Here is a 15,047-nt window from a genome sequence, read left to right as displayed (position 1 = left end):
TGTTAAAGTACATTTTTGATTTTTAACTATGTTGATTGAAGAGGAAGGACACGATACTCCAGTGGGGAAAGCGGTTCAGGGGAATCTCATCAGGAGCTTTGGTGCGAGGAGAAAGAAGAACATAAGTACATAATTCAGCCACGACAAGCGCTGGAGGGCCTGACGATAAAGTCGTTCTTTTACTTCAACTTCAGGACTGAAGCTACCTCGAGGGGCTAGGCGATGAAGTTTGACAGGCTTCCGAACCCCCGCGGAAAGCGAGAGTCTTGGAGCTAAAACCAACAATCAAGCTAAACGGAGCTTAACAAAAAAGTATCCTCTACTTAAATTAGAGGATACTCATTTCTCATGGCACTATCTATTGCCTTCATGGTGGATATAATATCTGGAAAGGTTTTGGTGACATTGATCTTAAAAAAAGTAACCTCAAAACAGTTGGTTTCTGGGATATAACGGACGGAAAGAATTTGAGATTGGTCCTGTGAATAGGTCTGAACAATTTTGGATTGATGATATAACTTCATCGTTTCTAACATGCTTCTCGTGTGGTCGGTCGACATAATTATTACTCTCCTTCCCATTATAAGGGGGAGCCGACTCAGAAAAGTCTAATACGACCCTATATAACATTTGTATTGGTCATTCAACTAAGGATAACATAGTTTTTAAGAATAAGATACTCTAATTTTTCCTATTTTTTACAGATACTAAATTAGCTGGCGGTTAAAAATTCTATAAAAAGAAGGAAAATTTACTTCCTGTACGTAATTCTTAAGTAAATATTTAGATGTTAGGGAGGAGGGGGCTTATATGGAGGCAACCATCCGGATCGGCACAGCAGAAGATGCAGAACAACTTATTACGCATACCAAAAAGGTCTTGGGAGAAAATCCTCAATTTTTTGCTACTAGTTTAGAGGAGTTAACAACAACTGTTGAACAGGAAAGAGAGTGGATAAAGAAGCAGGAAAAAGAGGGCTTGCTGATTGTGGCGGAAACAGACGGCGAGATTGTTGGCATGCTAAACTTTAGTCCTTCTACACGAAAAAAGTTCAGCCATCAGGGAATGTTTGGTATGAGTATACAGGAAGCGTATACGAATAAGGGAATCGGAAAGAAGCTAATCACAATCCTATTGGAATGGGCTATAAAGCAAGGAAAATACGAGAAGATCTCACTAGAGGTATTTTCCAACAACCCTCGTGCCATGCACTTATATAAGACAATGGGGTTTGAGGAGGAGGGACGGAAAAAACGCCACGCCAAGCTGGGTGAAAACCAATATGCAGATGATATTTTCATTACAAAGTTTTTATAAGAAGATTATTATGGTCCTGGTTTCCAGCGGGGCCTCTTTTTATTAATCTGTTTAATCAATCATTATCGACTTTTCCCATTTACCAATGATTCAAATGAATAATCTTTGTTTTGTTCATCCTTTTGGACCATCTCTGACAATCACTCACCCCTTTTTCTCTGCAATTATCAGACAAAAACGAGAGGAAATTGGTTCGAAATTTAGGGTGGGTGGAGGAATATTGTTGTTTTTGAGCTATGTTGATTGGATCGGAAAGCGTGAGACTTCAGCTGGTAAAGCGGGCCATGAGAGACCCCGCAGGTGCAAGGCGCCGAGGAGAAAGATGAATGGAAGCGCCCTTTACTTGAACGTTAGGGATGAAGCGATCCCGAGGGGCTTGGCGCTGTAGTTTTACAAGCTCCCGGATCGCCCGTGGAAAGCGAGCGCCGTGAGCGAAAATCAACACAGAGTCAAATTTTTAAAAAATAAAGGAAAATTTCAATATTTGTTGAAAACAGAAACTAAGGGGGTTATAACATGAATTACAAAGATAATGAACTGACCATCCGGCCAATTATGGAGGAAGATTTGCGAGCTATCTGGGAGCTAGCTTTTAAAGAATCATCTCCGGAATGGAAAAAGTGGGATGCTCCTTACTTTGAACACAAGGCCTTAACATATGAGCAATTTATTCTTGAGAAGAATTATTGGATAAATCAGGATCACCGCTGGGTAATTGTCGCTGAAGGGAATATTATAGGAGCGGTTAATTATTACTGGGAACATAAGCCTTCAAAATGGCTTGAAATGGGGATTGTCATTTATAAACCCGAGTATTGGAACGGCGGATATGGAACCAGAGCATTCAAAATGTGGATAGATCATTTATTCAACACCATGCCTTTAGTTAGGGTTGGATTCACCACCTGGTCAGGAAATAAGCGGATGATGAAACTTGGAGGAAAAATAGGGATGATTCTTGAAGCAAGGATTCGCAAGGTTCGTTTCTATAATGGTAATTACTATGACTCCATCAGAATGGGGCTGTTAAGGGAAGAATGGGAACAACATCAATTTAGAAGAGATAGAATAGTTGTTCATACCGATCATTAAATCAATCTGAATGAGGAGAATCATTAAGTTCTTTATTCCTATATCTGGTTAACTTTCCATAGAACCTGGTGGCAGCTTTGTTTATTGTCAAATGGCAAGGGTAAAAAATCATTAGGGAGAAACTACACGAAAGTAACCAAAAAGATAAGAGGGTGAAATAATGGAACTGGTAATCATTCTTTTAAAACTTATAATGGGTTTTGCAGCACTTCTTTTTTGCTTAAAAGTTTCAGGTGTAAAAGGACTTAAAAATATAACTCCGATTGATTTTATATGGAGCATCATGCTTTCTGAAATCTTCGGAAATGGCTTATATGACAGCAAAGTAAAATGGTATTATATCCTGGCAGCACTTCTGTTATGGTGTGTCATAAAAATAATATTTGATAAGCTCATGGACCATTCAGATAAATTTGAAAAGATTATGAGTGGAGATAAAGTTCTTTTAATAGAAAATGGAATAATTGATAAACATGCACTGGAAAAATGTGATATAGACCTTGCCCAATTGAAAGAATCATTAAGGAAGCTAAGCATATTTTCTTTTAATGAAGTAGACAAGGTCTATCTCGAAGCAGATGGTTCGATTTCTGTAAAAAAATTTCCTGAATACCAGCCAGTTACCAGAAGAGATTTGAACATAAAAACATAATATATGCTGATTTGCTGGCATCCTGAGGGCTGCCTTTTCTTCGGATTTTTAGGAGGTCATACTTTTATTAGCCCGAAGTTTGCCTGAAAAAATGTATTAATATCATATTTTTGGGGAATTACAAAAATAGTGGATAATATTTTTGGAGGCTGATGGCATGGCAGATTTGGGATTACTTCTTATCCGCCTGATGGTTGGATTTGTATTTGTCTATTATGGTTCACAGAAACTATTTGGATGGTTTGGAGGGCACGGAATTCAGGGGACAGGAGGCTGGTTTGAATCCATAGGGATAAAGCCTGGAAAAGCGATTGCTGCCTTTAGCGGTATAGCAGAGTTATTGTCAGGGATTTTATTTGTCTTAGGAATATATTTACCGCTTGGAGCATTGCTTATTGTTATTGTGATGATCGGTTCTATTGTTAAAGTCCACGGCCCGAAAGGCTTTTCAGTTACAGCGGGAGGATTTGAATATAACCTCTTTTTAATTGTTGTTGCTGTAGCCATGGCCTTAATTGGCCCCGGGCATTATTCATTAGGTGGATGGTAAAGATACTAGGGTATCCGAGCCTTTAGGTGAGATCAGAGCAGTAGCTGCGTATATCACACTCCAAATCAAACATCTATCGAAAAGTTCGTCCAAGGTAAAGCTTACGAAGTTTTCCTTTCCTGTCCGACGTGCGATCAGATTTATGGATAACGTAGAAAAAGCCGCCAGAATAGATTTCGGCGGCTTTATCATGATTATTGTTTTTTTACAGCTGATAAAATCATAATTGTGGCGATTATACAGAAAGTACCTACCCATTCAGCAGTACGGAAAGGAACATGCAGCCAGGCAACCGAGAGAAATGCAGCTGATAGTGGTTCCGCACAGGCAAGTAGGCTGGTTTCAGAAGCACTTAAATATTTAAGGCTTTCCATGTAACAAAAAAAAGCTATTACGGTTCCCAGCAGAACGACTGCTACAACGGCTATAAATGAAGAAAACGACCAATTTCCCTGAAAAACCCAGGGAGGATTGATAAAGGAGAAACAAATTCCTCCAATAAGCATTCCCCAGCCTACAATTATGTAAGATCCCCATTTATTAAGAAGCTTTCCCGGATAAAGTGTATAGAAAGCGAGGGCAAAAGCGGATAGAATACCCCAGAAAAATGCTTCTCCCGATATCGACATACTGTGTACATTTCCGTTTGTTACAAGCAGGAAGGTTCCCAATAGAGCGAGGATTATAGCAGCTAATTCATATTTAGCAGGCAGTATTTTTAATTTTAAACATACATAGCATGCAATTAGAACAGGAGCTAAATACTGGAGAACAGTGGCAGTTGCTGCATTGCCATGCTCAATAGCCAAAAAGTATGTATATTGGACCCCAAGCATCCCCAAAATACCAAATACCAGAAGCTTCACTCTATCCTTACGGGCTTTCCAAATACTGAAGATATTTTGTTTTTTTACTGCATGGGAATAAAAGAGAAGGATTACACCTGATATAAGCAATCGGGTTACTACGAGCCAGCTGGCGGTAAAGCCTTTTATCTGAAAAAGATATTGAGCAAAAGTACCAGAAACTCCCCAGAAAGTTGCAGCAATTAAAACCAAAATTATGCCTTTCGAGCGTGGAAAAGGAATAACAGCTCCATTTGAACTCATAACAACCCTCCTTTATTTTAAAAAAACTAAACTTATTTTATCATGACAGCCAAATAAAGGAGAAAAATTTTTCAAAATACAATCTTCTATAAACAGACTAAAGGCTGTCCCTCATGGAGCAGACAGCCAGATTCAAATTAAATAGGCACTCAATTCCTAAGGGTCATTTGCTAAAACATAGGATTTGCGCGGTTTTTCAGCCTTAAACCATTGATAACATAAAACAATAAGAATGATAAGTTCTACCGCATCCCCTCCATAATACATAAGCATTGCACCTGAGTGTGCTTCATTTAGACTAACTCCCTTTGGCGGATGGGCATAAATGAATTTAGAGAGAATATCATGGGCTGCAATGGTTGCCACGAGAACAATAGCACGAATTTTAAAACTATACCGGCGGTGAACAGGGTCGATATATATAATCGATAAAGCTGAAAGATAACCGGCCAGAAACAGGTGCAGGTGCACAAGGACATGAAGCAAGGCACTCGCCTGCATTTTTGTATAAAGTCCAGTGGTATAAAGGAGCCAAAGGCCCCCAGCATTCATAACAGCAGCTACAAAAGGATTTATAAAAAAATTAATGAGCTTACTTTTTAAAACACAGGTCACAATTCTTGCATGAGATACATTTAAGGATTTCAAAATTAATGTCATCGGTGCTGAAAGAACAAGAAATAATGGCGATATCATACCAATAAGCAAATGGATCAGCATATGAGTGCCAAAGGAATGGTGCGATGGTTTACCCATTAAAAATGCTCCAATAATGAGGGAAAGGGTACCGATTATCCAAAAAATATAACGGTGGATCGGCCAATTTTTCAGCTTCCTGCTTGAATATAATCCCGCAAAAACATAAACAAGAATTCCGCTGGCCAAAAAAGTAGTCCAAAGAAGATTACTGAAATCATGGTTATGACTCATGTTAGTTTGTTCCTCTAGTTTTAAGAGACTGCTGTTTTGCACGAAGAATAAGGAGTATACCCAAAACCGTCATGATAACCGCAAGTATATTCCATGTTAAATCATATGGCAGAATATCTACATAATAACGGATTTGATGGATTCTCAATAACTTGTGCTGTATTGTACCATCATATAATTGGAATCCACCTGCACCAAGTAAAACTCCGCCCCACCATTTACCAGCCCAAAGGACATTCCGGCGGCGGAGGTCCGCAAATAAAAATAAACCGGCAATGGTTGCAAACCAGCTAAATGCATGAAACAGGCCATCAGATACAAGACCGACAGCAGTAGTCGAATTATCGTAAAAATGATGCCAATGAAGCAGCTGGTGAAAAATACATTCATCAATGAAGGCAGCAATTCCAATACCAAATAAAATTCCTGACCAGACATTGCGTGAAGAGTATCTATAATTATCAGAAGTAGCGTTATTCCTCATATTATCCCTTCTTACCTTCTATTATTATCCATTTTACCCCCTAAGGTTTAAAATAAACTGTAACATTGGAAATGATATAAGGAAAAAATAGTAAGTTTATTAGCAAGCAAAACGGGAAATTTTTAAAAAGGAATTAAAAATATGATTTCTAGGGCACTGTATATGACATTTATCATATGCAGGATATGATACCTGCTACTAGTAAGAATATAATCTTTTTCCTATACTTAAATTAAGAAAGAAACGAAAGGGGAATAATGCAAAAATGTTGGAACAGAATACGAAAAATTTAAAGAAACAGGTCGCCCCTTATGAAAAATCATTGACAAGAGATAGTATCATTCAGTTGTTTAATACGTTGGCGCCATTTATCGCCCTTTGGTATTTGGCATATAAAAGCCTTTCAATTTCTTATTTGTTAACATTGGGCATTTCTATTGCTGCAGCAGGTTTTCTAGTAAGGATTTTCATTATTTTCCATGACTGCTGCCATCACTCATTTTTCAAAAACCGTACAGCTAATCGAATAATTGGAACGATAACAGGAGTTTTAACTCTATTCCCTTATGATCAGTGGGCTCATGACCACTCTGTTCATCATGCAACAAGCAGCAATTTGGACAAGAGGGGAACAGGCGACATGTGGACCATGACGGTTGAAGAGTATTTAGCTGCACCACTTTTATTAAAAATAGCTTACCGATTTTATCGTAATCCGCTCGTAATGTTTGGCATAGGTCCCATTTACGTTTTCCTATTGAAAAATCGCTTTAACCGTAAAGGAGCGAGAAAAAAGGAACGTATGAATTTGTATCTTACAAATGTACTACTTGCTGGAGCAGCTGCACTTCTTTGCTGGGCAATCGGCTGGCAAAATTTCCTGTTAGTTCAGCTTCCTATATTTATGATTTCTGGGTCTGCTGGTATCTGGTTATTTTACGTGCAGCATACTTTTGAAGATGGCTACTTTGAGCCTGACCGGGAATGGGAGTATGTTAAAGCAGCAGTGGAAGGAAGCTCCTATTATAAGCTTCCAAAATTATTGCAATGGCTGACTGGGAATATCGGTTACCACCATGTTCACCACTTAAGTCCAAGAGTCCCTAATTACAAGCTAGAAGAGGCTCATAATAACACTGTTCCTCTGCAGAATGTTCCAACAATCACATTGGCAACAAGCTTGAGTTCTTTAAAATTCCGCCTTTGGGATGAGAAAAAGAAAAATTTTGTTACCTTCCGCGATGTAAAAAAGGCCGCTAAAAAAAGCCTTTCGGTAAATGTGAAGCCTGAAATTTAAACAAATGTGGCTCCCCTTAACAGGGGAGTCTTTCAATTTAAATTGATTTATATTTATCCTATTTTAGAAGGCATTTGTGGCCCTTTTTTGTGGTAAAATAAGGGATAGAAAAAATGGATGGAGTATTATTAAATGTTTAAACGATATTGGTTTTTACTCAAAAATACGGGAATATCACCTTACATATGGACAATCCTTGGTATCCTTCCTTTTTATTTTATTTTTCAGCAGCCATCAACTCTGGAAAGTGTAATAGGAATATTTTTAACGCTTTTGTTCTTTGTCTTCTACCGATTTGCCTTTATATCGAAGGGCTGGCCTGTTTATTTGTGGACCATCCTGCTTATTGCAATAAGCATTACACTGACTGCTTTGTTTAGCTACATATACTTTGCATTTTTTCTTGCTTATTTTATCGGCAATATTAAAAATAAAATTCCTTTTCTAACGCTGTATATTATCCATCTGGTAGGTATGTCGGCCGTTATTAATTTTCAATTCGCCCTCAGGCAGGAGCTTTTTATCAAACAGGTTCCATTTGTAATTATTGTTTGGATAAGTATCATTCTTCTCCCATTTACTTTGAGATACCACAAGGAGAGAGGAAAGCTTGAGGAGAAGCTGGAGGATGCGAATAAAAGAATTTCAGAATTGGTAAAACAGGAAGAACGGCAGCGCATAGCTAGGGATCTTCACGATACGCTGGGTCAAAAGCTCTCGTTAATTGGCTTGAAAAGCGATCTTGCCCGAAGGCTGGTTTATAAAGATCCTGAAAAAGCACGTGAGGAATTGGCAGACGTCCAGCAAACCGCCAGAACTGCTCTAAATGAAGTTAGGAAAATGGTCTCAGAAATGAGGGGTATTCGGCTCAAGGATGAAATAGTAATGGTAAAACAAATTCTTAAAGCAGCACAAATTGAGTTGGTAATAGATGAGGAATTTTCCTTGTCTAATGTGTCCCTGCTGACTGAAAATATTTTAAGCATGTGTTTAAAAGAAGCTGTTACCAACGTGGTCAAGCATAGTGGGGCTACTGTTTGTACTGTAATCTTTGAACAAACAGACAGCAAAACAGTAATGAGTGTTCATGATAACGGCCTTGCGGGAAATGAAATTAATTTCAGCAATGGAAGCGGTTTGGCGGGTATGCGGGAACGTTTGGAATTTGTAAATGGAAGCTTGGATATTAAGGTTGACCAAGGAACAACTCTTTTTATTAAAGTTCCAAACATGGTCAGGCTTTTCAAAGGAGAGGAAAGTATATGATTCGCATCGTTATTGCAGAAGATCAGAGGCTGCTTCTTGGGGCCTTGGGTTCCCTTCTCAATTTGGAAGACGATATGAAGGTTGTTGGCCAGGCAAACGATGGCGGTGAAGCGATCAGACTTGTCCAGGAGCTAAAGCCTGATGTATGTATTATGGATATTGAAATGCCTGGAAAAAATGGCCTGGAAGCAGCAGAGGAATTAAAGAAAACAGACTGCAAGGTCATTATATTAACTACTTTTGCAAGATCAGGATATTTCCAGAGAGCAGTTAAAGCAGGAGTGCGCGGCTACTTATTGAAAGACAGTCCAAGTGAGGAATTGGCAAACTCTATCCGTAATGTTATGGCTGGAAAGAGAATTTATGCACCGGAGTTAATGGATGATTTGTACAGTGAAGAAAACCCCCTGACTGAACGCGAAATGGAAGTGCTAGAACTGGTTGCAGACGGCCGAAATACTAAGGAAATAGCTTCTAAGCTAAGTCTTACAACTGGAACAGTTCGAAACTACATCTCCACAATTTTGGATAAACTACAGGTCACAAACCGAATAGAAGCCATAACCCATTCCAAAGAAAAAGGCTGGTTTAAATAATTTTAGTAAGAGCTGTGTATAAAGCAGCCCTTTTTCTTTAATTTAAAGCTTTATTAGATGCCTGATGATCTGCTCCACAAAGGAAAGCTCACTTGAAGAATCATCGGAGGGAATGCCGTCATTTGCCTGTCAGGAGGCGCTCGCTTTCCGCTGGCGGTTCGGTAGCCTGTCAAATTTAGCGCCAAGCCCCTCGAGACTGCCTCAGGCCTGCCGTTGTTGAAGTGAAGACCCACTTCAGCTCCAGGCCCTTCTGCGCTTGTCAGGACTGAACAAGGCCTTCCGTTCTTCTATCACCCGGTGCTTTTACGCCCTTGACCCGCTTTCCCACAGGACATAGAAATGGCATTCCGAATAATCACCGCACGAAGGAAATGCGATAGCACAAGGAAAGCATCCATGAATTTAATTCGCACGAAATTATGATATAGGATAATTTTTCTTAGCCTCTATACGAATAACCGTGTTTCATCATTCATATAATTCTCTGTCACACTTACACAGCTGTTATTTATGGTGAAAAAGTTTTCCCTAAAAAGATTAATATTATGGTAGAATAGATTTTGTGAATGAAATAGTATCCGTAAGGACGGAAGAGGTTCTAGCTACCCTCTCGAAAAAACTAGGGAAAACAGTACTGCTTTCTTAGTAGTGCTGTTTTTTCGTTAAAGGAGAATTCTATATGTTAAAAGATGAAAAAGCAGTTGTAGTATTCAGCGGTGGTCAGGACAGCACGACTTGCCTTTTTTGGGCAAAAGAGCAATTTGCTGAGGTTGTCGCTGTAACTTTTGATTATAACCAAAGACATATCACCGAAATTGAATGTGCGAAAAATATAACAAAGGAACTTGGAATAAAACACCATATTCTTGATATGAGCCTATTAAATCAGCTGGCTCCTAACGCCCTTACACGAGATGACATAGCCGTAAAGGAAGGGGAAAATGGAGAGCTTCCATCTACCTTTGTACCAGGGCGCAATCTCCTGTTTATGTCTTTTGCAGGTGTTCTGGCAAGCCAGATTGGCGCCAAGCATATTATTACAGGAGTTTGCGAAACAGATTTCAGCGGTTATCCCGACTGCAGAGACATATTTGTTAAATCTCTGAATGTAACCTTAAACCTATCCATGGATGAACAGTTTGTTATCCACACACCTTTAATGTGGCTCAATAAGGCAGAAACCTGGAAGCTTGCTGATGAGCTTGGTGCCTTTGATTTTGTCCGGGAAAAAACACTTACCTGCTATAACGGAATTGTGGCCGACGGATGCGGCGAATGTCCGGCCTGCAAGCTGAGGAAAAAAGGTCTGGATGATTATCTGGAAGAGCGGAAGGGGCTGTAGGGCATGTACGGTTTCCGTATTGTTGATAAACTGCAAAAAATAGATGAAGACATCCAGCTCAGCCAATTAAAATATCATCATAAAAGGGTCCTTGTCAGTAAGGAGTTCACTTTTGATTCCGCCCATCATCTACATGCATACGAAGGAAAATGTAAAAATCTCCACGGCCACACTTATAAGGTTATCTTTGGTTTAAGCGGCTTTGTGGACGAACGCGGCCTGATGATTGATTTTGGCGATATTAAAGAAATTTGGAAATCGGAGATTGAGATTTTCCTTGATCATAAATACTTAAATGAAACGCTTCCGCCAATGAATACAACAGCTGAAAATATGGTTGTGTGGATTTATGAAAAGATGGCAGAGGCCATAAAATATAGAGAAGAACATTATGACGGAGCACGTGTGGAATTTGTCCGCCTGTTTGAAACGCCAACAAGCTATGCGGAGGCAAGACGGGAGTGGATGGAAGTTGAGTAAAATTCCCGTAATGGAAATTTTTGGCCCGACCATACAGGGAGAGGGCATGGTAATCGGCCAAAAGACTATGTTTGTCCGAACTGCTGGCTGTGATTACTCCTGCGCCTGGTGTGATTCATCTTTTACCTGGGATGGTTCAGGAAAAGAATTAATTAGGCAAATGGAAGCAAGGGAAATTTGGGAAGAATTAAAAGCCACTGGCGGAAATCGCTTTTCCTGTGTTACCATCTCCGGAGGCAATCCTGCTCTATTGAAAAATCTGGATAGTTTAATTGCTATCCTACAGGAAAATGATATTAAGATTTGTCTCGAAACACAGGGAAGCCGCTGGCAGGATTGGTTTTTGGATATTGATGAACTGACGCTTTCCCCAAAACCACCAAGCTCTAAAATGGCCACTAATTTTGAAGTTTTAGATACTATAGTTGCCAATCTGAGAGAATCAGGCCAAAACTTTAGTTTAAAGGTGGTTATTTTTGACGACGCTGACTTTGATTATGCGAAAAAGCTATATAAAAGGTACCCAGGGGTTCCATTTTATCTTCAGGTCGGAAATGATGATATCATAACCGCCGACAACAATCTTCTCCTTCAAAAACTGCTTGACAAATATGACTGGTTAATCAATAAAGTCTGTGAAGACTCCAATCTTAACGATGTAAAAGTTCTTCCCCAGCTGCATACGTATGTATGGGGCAACAAGCGCGGGGTATAAAAAAGCGTGCAGAAAATGTCCAAATGGACTATTTCTGCACGCTTTTTGCATGGGTTGAAATTCAAAAATCAACTAGAAGTATGCAACGAAAACTTTCAGTATATAGAGAAATGGATCTTGGTGTCCCGACAAAGCGCGTAGCTTTGTAGAGAATTACTTCATATGCTAGCATATGTGAAAAGTAATAGAGAAAACCTTGAATACATAGGAGGTTTAACCCTCACTAAACCGGGTACATATAATATATAACAACCATGGTAATACACATCAGTGGGGATAGCATGTGTGGCTATCACGGTATTAGGCGTAGGTGGAGCCGGTACTATTGGATTTAAATTTAAAACCACTGTTGAAACAGAATGGTGGTTTTTGTTATGTCCAAAACGAAAGATTTTTTAGCTAAAAAATACTTATATGTTTTATAGAGGATAGCGCGGGTATCGTTACGTAAAAGGAGGATAACCCGATGGCTAATAAAATAAAATTACTATCTGTGCCCTTAGCATTAAGCTTGTTGATTTTTACCGGATGCAGCAAGGAAGAAGCCTCCAGTAAAACAGAAGAGGGCATGAAAAAGACGGAACAGCAAACAAAAGAAGCTGCGAGCAAGGTGAAGGAAAAATCTAAAGAAGCAGCTGCAGCGGTTAAGAAAGAAACCCCTGTAATAGTTCAAAATATGAAGGATACTTATAAAAAAGGGGAAAAAGAGGTTAAGGAAAACACTCTTCAAAAAGGCGATAAGGCAAAAACTGAGAAGGATGCATATCTGGCTCAGACTCCAGAAGCATATGATGAATTATATCAGCTGATTAAAGTCAACGATTTCGATGGTGTGAAAAATATTGAAAAAGATAAAAAGGTAAAAGAAATAAAAAAGAATAGTGAAGTAGAAATTCTTGAAAGAGACATTCGCCGTACCAAAGTAAAAGTGAAAGAATCAGGTGAAAAAGGATACTTACCGACCAATCTTCTTCAGGTTGTAAAATAAAACAGCAAAAAATCCCGGACTTAAGTGCCCGGGATTTTTCTATTTCTCCTCAAGTTCATCAATAGAAACCATACGCCGTTCATCGTGGCTTCCTCGCTCAGAAACCATTGCCATGCTCGCGGTACCATCAATGTTTTCGATCCACACAGGAATTCCGTGATAGTGCACATTGATTTCATCAATTGAATTGATAATTTCTTTGACTCGGTTTAGTTCCATTCTGCTGCACCTCCCATAGTAGCTTCCCCTTTTAGCTTTCTTTTATAAGATTTTTCATTTATGTATTCTCTTTAATCCTCTTGAATAAGTATTGATAAAGACTTTTTCAAGGGAGAGAGTGCATTGGGAAGTCAAATGGCAAACAGTATCAACATTCTGATTGAAAAATTACGCAAGGATCAGTCTCCAGATGGATCATGGAACTATCCCTTTGAAACAGGGATTACTACGGATGCCTATATGATTATCTTATTGCGTACTCTAGAAATAAATGATGAAGTCCTCATTCAGGATCTTAGTGAAAGGCTATTAAGCAAACAAAAAGCAAACGGGGCATGGAAGCTTTTTCATGATGAAGAAGATGGAAATCTTTCGGCAACCGTTGAAGCTTACTATGCACTTTTGTATGGCGGTCTTTATAAAAAAAGTGATACTAGACTGAGGGCGGCTAAAAGGTTCATTGTATCAAAAGGCGGTCTAGAAAAAACAGGGATGTTTACACAAGTTCTTTTGACTTTAACGGGACAAATGAAATGGCCAGCGTTATTTCCTTTTCCAATTGAGATTATCCTGCTGCCAATGTCGTTTCCTCTTAATTTTTTTAGTTTTTCGGTATTTGGCAGAGCCAATCTGACTCCCATTATGATACTGGCCAATCGAAGGTTTCGAATAAAAACAGCAAAAAGCCCTGATCTAAATGATTTGTTTATCGATGATGCTCAACAAAGATTTTCTTTTCAGAGGGAGGAATGGCGATCACTTTTTTCCATATTGGAGCAGGGAATGAAAAGCCTTGCAGGAATGCCTGAAAAACTCCATAAGAAAGCTATTAAGAGGGCAAAACAATACATGCTCGAAAGAATTGAACCGGATGGCACTCTTTATAGTTATTTTAGCTGTACGTTTCTCATGATTTTTGCACTCCTATCTCTTGGGCATCAAAAAAGTGATCCGCTTATCCTTCATGCAGTCAGAGGACTAAAGTTAATGAGATGTGAAATCAATGGTTTTACTCATATGCAATATACTACAGCAAATGTTTGGAATACGTCTTTAATCGGGATGGCCTTGCAGGAGGCTGGGGTCTCTTCCTCCGATCCTATGATTAAGAAGGCAAATCAGTATTTACTTAAACGGCAGCAATTTAAATACGGAGACTGGGCAGTCCAAAATCCAAACACCTTGCCCGGCGGCTGGGGATTCTCTGATGTAAATACCATTAATCCTGATGTGGATGACACTACTGCAAGCCTGCGGTCTATCGCAGGCAGAGTGCCGAAAAGCACAACCTATCTACAGGCCTGGGAAAGGGGAATACACTGGCTTTTTTCCATGCAAAACAAGGATGGTGGCTGGCCGGCTTTTGAAAAAAATACAAATAGCAAGCTTTTGCAGCTTCTTCCAATAGAAAAGGGAGAGTTTTTGCTGGCCGATCCAAGCTCAGCTGACTTAACGGGAAGGACACTTGAATTTCTGGGCTCCTATACAAATCTTTCAAAAAACTCTTCGGCGGTATGGTCGGGAATGGAGTGGCTACTAAAGAATCAGGAGAAAAACGGCTCTTGGTATGGCAGATGGGGGATTTGTTATATATATGGAACATGGGGAGCATTAACCGGACTCAAAGCAGCAGGAGCAGACGCCAGTCACCCGAGTATTAAAAAAGCTGTTGCCTGGCTGCGTTCCATTCAAAATGAGGACGGCGGATGGGGGGAATCCTGCCGAAGTGATATCGCAAAGACTTATGTCCCACTTGGAACCAGTACGTTAACCCATACAGCGTGGGCATTGGATGCTCTCATATCAGTTGCAGATAGGCCATCAGCCAAAATGAAGAAAGCCGTGGAATTCCTGTTGGTTAATTTAAATAAAAAGGACTGGACTACCGATTATCCTAAGGGTCAGGGGATGGCTGGCGGACTGTATATCCACTATCACAGCTACAGATATATATTCCCATTACTTGCTCTTGCACATTACCGGAAAAAATTTAATGCCGAATAAGAAAAA

At 39.5% G+C, this 15,047-nt stretch carries 17 protein-coding genes; 12 read left to right on the top strand and 5 right to left on the bottom strand.

Translation table 11 applies throughout. The features are described from left to right. Positions 1–323: 323 nt before the first annotated feature. Positions 324–560, bottom strand: coding sequence for a hypothetical protein (locus G8761_RS11770; protein WP_166026814.1), 237 nt, complete (start codon positions 558–560; stop codon positions 324–326). A gap of 250 nt (positions 561–810) precedes the next feature. Between G8761_RS11770 and G8761_RS11765 the strand changes: the two genes are divergently transcribed. The 4 genes from G8761_RS11765 to G8761_RS11750 all read left to right on the top strand — a co-directional run bounded on the left by G8761_RS11765 (position 811) and on the right by G8761_RS11750 (position 3,611). Then, the gene (locus tag G8761_RS11765) at positions 811–1,317 is read left to right on the top strand and encodes a GNAT family N-acetyltransferase (protein WP_166026811.1); all 507 of its coding nucleotides are present in this window, start codon (positions 811–813) and stop codon (positions 1,315–1,317) included. A 516-nt stretch (positions 1,318–1,833) separates the two neighbouring features. Then, positions 1,834–2,409: a GNAT family N-acetyltransferase gene (locus tag G8761_RS11760; RefSeq protein WP_166026809.1), complete on the top strand. Its 576-nt coding sequence runs from the start codon at positions 1,834–1,836 to the stop codon at positions 2,407–2,409. Between the two features lie 160 nt (positions 2,410–2,569). Further along, positions 2,570–3,061 (top strand): DUF421 domain-containing protein, encoded by a 492-nt coding sequence (locus G8761_RS11755; protein ID WP_166026807.1) that lies wholly within the window; start codon positions 2,570–2,572, stop codon positions 3,059–3,061. 157 nt (positions 3,062–3,218) lie between these two features. After that, on the top strand, positions 3,219–3,611 hold the full coding sequence (locus tag G8761_RS11750; protein WP_166026805.1) for a DoxX family protein: 393 nt from the start codon (positions 3,219–3,221) through the stop codon (positions 3,609–3,611). Between the two features lie 194 nt (positions 3,612–3,805). On the opposite strand, the gene G8761_RS11745 is transcribed toward G8761_RS11750, so the two are convergent. The 3 genes from G8761_RS11745 to G8761_RS11735 all read right to left on the bottom strand — a co-directional run bounded on the left by G8761_RS11745 (position 3,806) and on the right by G8761_RS11735 (position 6,134). Continuing rightward, on the bottom strand, positions 3,806–4,720 hold the full coding sequence (locus G8761_RS11745; RefSeq protein ID WP_166026803.1) for an EamA family transporter: 915 nt from the start codon (positions 4,718–4,720) through the stop codon (positions 3,806–3,808). A 156-nt stretch (positions 4,721–4,876) separates the two neighbouring features. Further along, the gene (locus G8761_RS11740; protein ID WP_166026801.1) at positions 4,877–5,650 is read right to left on the bottom strand and encodes a cytochrome c oxidase assembly protein; all 774 of its coding nucleotides are present in this window, start codon (positions 5,648–5,650) and stop codon (positions 4,877–4,879) included. Between the two features lies 1 nt (position 5,651). Continuing rightward, on the bottom strand, positions 5,652–6,134 hold the full coding sequence (locus G8761_RS11735; protein WP_166026799.1) for a DUF2243 domain-containing protein: 483 nt from the start codon (positions 6,132–6,134) through the stop codon (positions 5,652–5,654). A gap of 265 nt (positions 6,135–6,399) precedes the next feature. On the opposite strand from G8761_RS11735, the gene desA reads away from it, so the two are divergent. From desA to G8761_RS11700, 7 genes are all read left to right on the top strand, one after another. After that, a complete protein-coding gene (desA, locus tag G8761_RS11730) occupies positions 6,400–7,431 on the top strand; it encodes a Delta(5) desaturase DesA (protein WP_166026797.1) in 1,032 nt (343 codons plus the stop codon). Between the two features lie 132 nt (positions 7,432–7,563). Beyond that, complete coding sequence (locus G8761_RS11725; protein ID WP_166026795.1) at positions 7,564–8,697, top strand: sensor histidine kinase; 1,134 nt, start codon at positions 7,564–7,566, stop codon at positions 8,695–8,697. Further along, entirely contained in the window at positions 8,694–9,293 is a 600-nt protein-coding gene (locus G8761_RS11720; protein ID WP_166026793.1) for a response regulator transcription factor, read from the top strand. The genes G8761_RS11725 and G8761_RS11720 overlap by 4 nt, the downstream gene beginning before the upstream one ends. A 679-nt stretch (positions 9,294–9,972) precedes the next feature. Next, positions 9,973–10,635 carry a 7-cyano-7-deazaguanine synthase QueC gene (gene queC / locus G8761_RS11715; protein ID WP_166026791.1) on the top strand — a complete coding sequence of 221 codons (663 nt, stop codon included), beginning with the start codon at positions 9,973–9,975 and terminating at the stop codon, positions 10,633–10,635. 3 nt (positions 10,636–10,638) lie between these two features. After that, positions 10,639–11,115: a 6-carboxytetrahydropterin synthase QueD gene (queD, locus tag G8761_RS11710; protein ID WP_166026789.1), complete on the top strand. Its 477-nt coding sequence runs from the start codon at positions 10,639–10,641 to the stop codon at positions 11,113–11,115. Next, entirely contained in the window at positions 11,108–11,830 is a 723-nt protein-coding gene (queE, locus tag G8761_RS11705) for a 7-carboxy-7-deazaguanine synthase QueE (protein WP_166026787.1), read from the top strand. Before queD ends, queE begins: the two co-directional genes overlap by 8 nt. A gap of 466 nt (positions 11,831–12,296) precedes the next feature. Continuing rightward, positions 12,297–12,818, top strand: coding sequence for a hypothetical protein (locus G8761_RS11700; RefSeq protein ID WP_166026785.1), 522 nt, complete (start codon positions 12,297–12,299; stop codon positions 12,816–12,818). A 39-nt stretch (positions 12,819–12,857) separates the two neighbouring features. Here the strand turns inward: G8761_RS11700 and G8761_RS11695 are convergent, their stop codons facing one another. After that, on the bottom strand, positions 12,858–13,037 hold the full coding sequence (locus tag G8761_RS11695; protein ID WP_166026783.1) for an H-type small acid-soluble spore protein: 180 nt from the start codon (positions 13,035–13,037) through the stop codon (positions 12,858–12,860). A gap of 135 nt (positions 13,038–13,172) precedes the next feature. Here G8761_RS11695 and shc point away from each other — a divergent pair, with 135 nt between their 5' ends. Next, positions 13,173–15,041 carry a squalene--hopene cyclase gene (gene shc / locus G8761_RS11690; RefSeq protein WP_166026880.1) on the top strand — a complete coding sequence of 623 codons (1,869 nt, stop codon included), beginning with the start codon at positions 13,173–13,175 and terminating at the stop codon, positions 15,039–15,041. Positions 15,042–15,047: the final 6 nt, after the last annotated feature.

The sequence above is a fragment of the Neobacillus terrae genome (genome assembly GCF_011393025.1).
GTDB lineage: Bacteria > Bacillota > Bacilli > Bacillales > Cytobacillaceae > Neobacillus_A > Neobacillus_A terrae.
This window is presented reverse-complemented; position numbering and strand designations above follow the sequence as displayed.

Bases quoted from the DNA above. Each gene is read 5' to 3' on its own strand.
- G8761_RS11770 (WP_166026814.1), bottom strand. From the start codon at position 560: ATGTCGACCGACCACACGAGAAGCATGTTAGAAACGATGAAGTTATAT.
- G8761_RS11765 (WP_166026811.1), top strand. From the start codon at position 811: ATGGAGGCAACCATCCGGATCGGCACAGCAGAAGATGCAGAACAACTT.
- G8761_RS11760 (WP_166026809.1), top strand. From the start codon at position 1,834: ATGAATTACAAAGATAATGAACTGACCATCCGGCCAATTATGGAGGAA.
- G8761_RS11755 (WP_166026807.1), top strand. From the start codon at position 2,570: ATGGAACTGGTAATCATTCTTTTAAAACTTATAATGGGTTTTGCAGCA.
- G8761_RS11750 (WP_166026805.1), top strand. From the start codon at position 3,219: ATGGCAGATTTGGGATTACTTCTTATCCGCCTGATGGTTGGATTTGTA.
- G8761_RS11745 (WP_166026803.1), bottom strand. From the start codon at position 4,720: ATGAGTTCAAATGGAGCTGTTATTCCTTTTCCACGCTCGAAAGGCATA.
- G8761_RS11740 (WP_166026801.1), bottom strand. From the start codon at position 5,650: ATGAGTCATAACCATGATTTCAGTAATCTTCTTTGGACTACTTTTTTG.
- G8761_RS11735 (WP_166026799.1), bottom strand. From the start codon at position 6,134: ATGAGGAATAACGCTACTTCTGATAATTATAGATACTCTTCACGCAAT.
- desA (WP_166026797.1), top strand. From the start codon at position 6,400: ATGTTGGAACAGAATACGAAAAATTTAAAGAAACAGGTCGCCCCTTAT.
- G8761_RS11725 (WP_166026795.1), top strand. From the start codon at position 7,564: ATGTTTAAACGATATTGGTTTTTACTCAAAAATACGGGAATATCACCT.
- G8761_RS11720 (WP_166026793.1), top strand. From the start codon at position 8,694: ATGATTCGCATCGTTATTGCAGAAGATCAGAGGCTGCTTCTTGGGGCC.
- queC (WP_166026791.1), top strand. From the start codon at position 9,973: ATGTTAAAAGATGAAAAAGCAGTTGTAGTATTCAGCGGTGGTCAGGAC.
- queD (WP_166026789.1), top strand. From the start codon at position 10,639: ATGTACGGTTTCCGTATTGTTGATAAACTGCAAAAAATAGATGAAGAC.
- G8761_RS11700 (WP_166026785.1), top strand. From the start codon at position 12,297: ATGGCTAATAAAATAAAATTACTATCTGTGCCCTTAGCATTAAGCTTG.
- G8761_RS11695 (WP_166026783.1), bottom strand. From the start codon at position 13,037: ATGGAACTAAACCGAGTCAAAGAAATTATCAATTCAATTGATGAAATC.
- shc (WP_166026880.1), top strand. From the start codon at position 13,173: ATGGCAAACAGTATCAACATTCTGATTGAAAAATTACGCAAGGATCAG.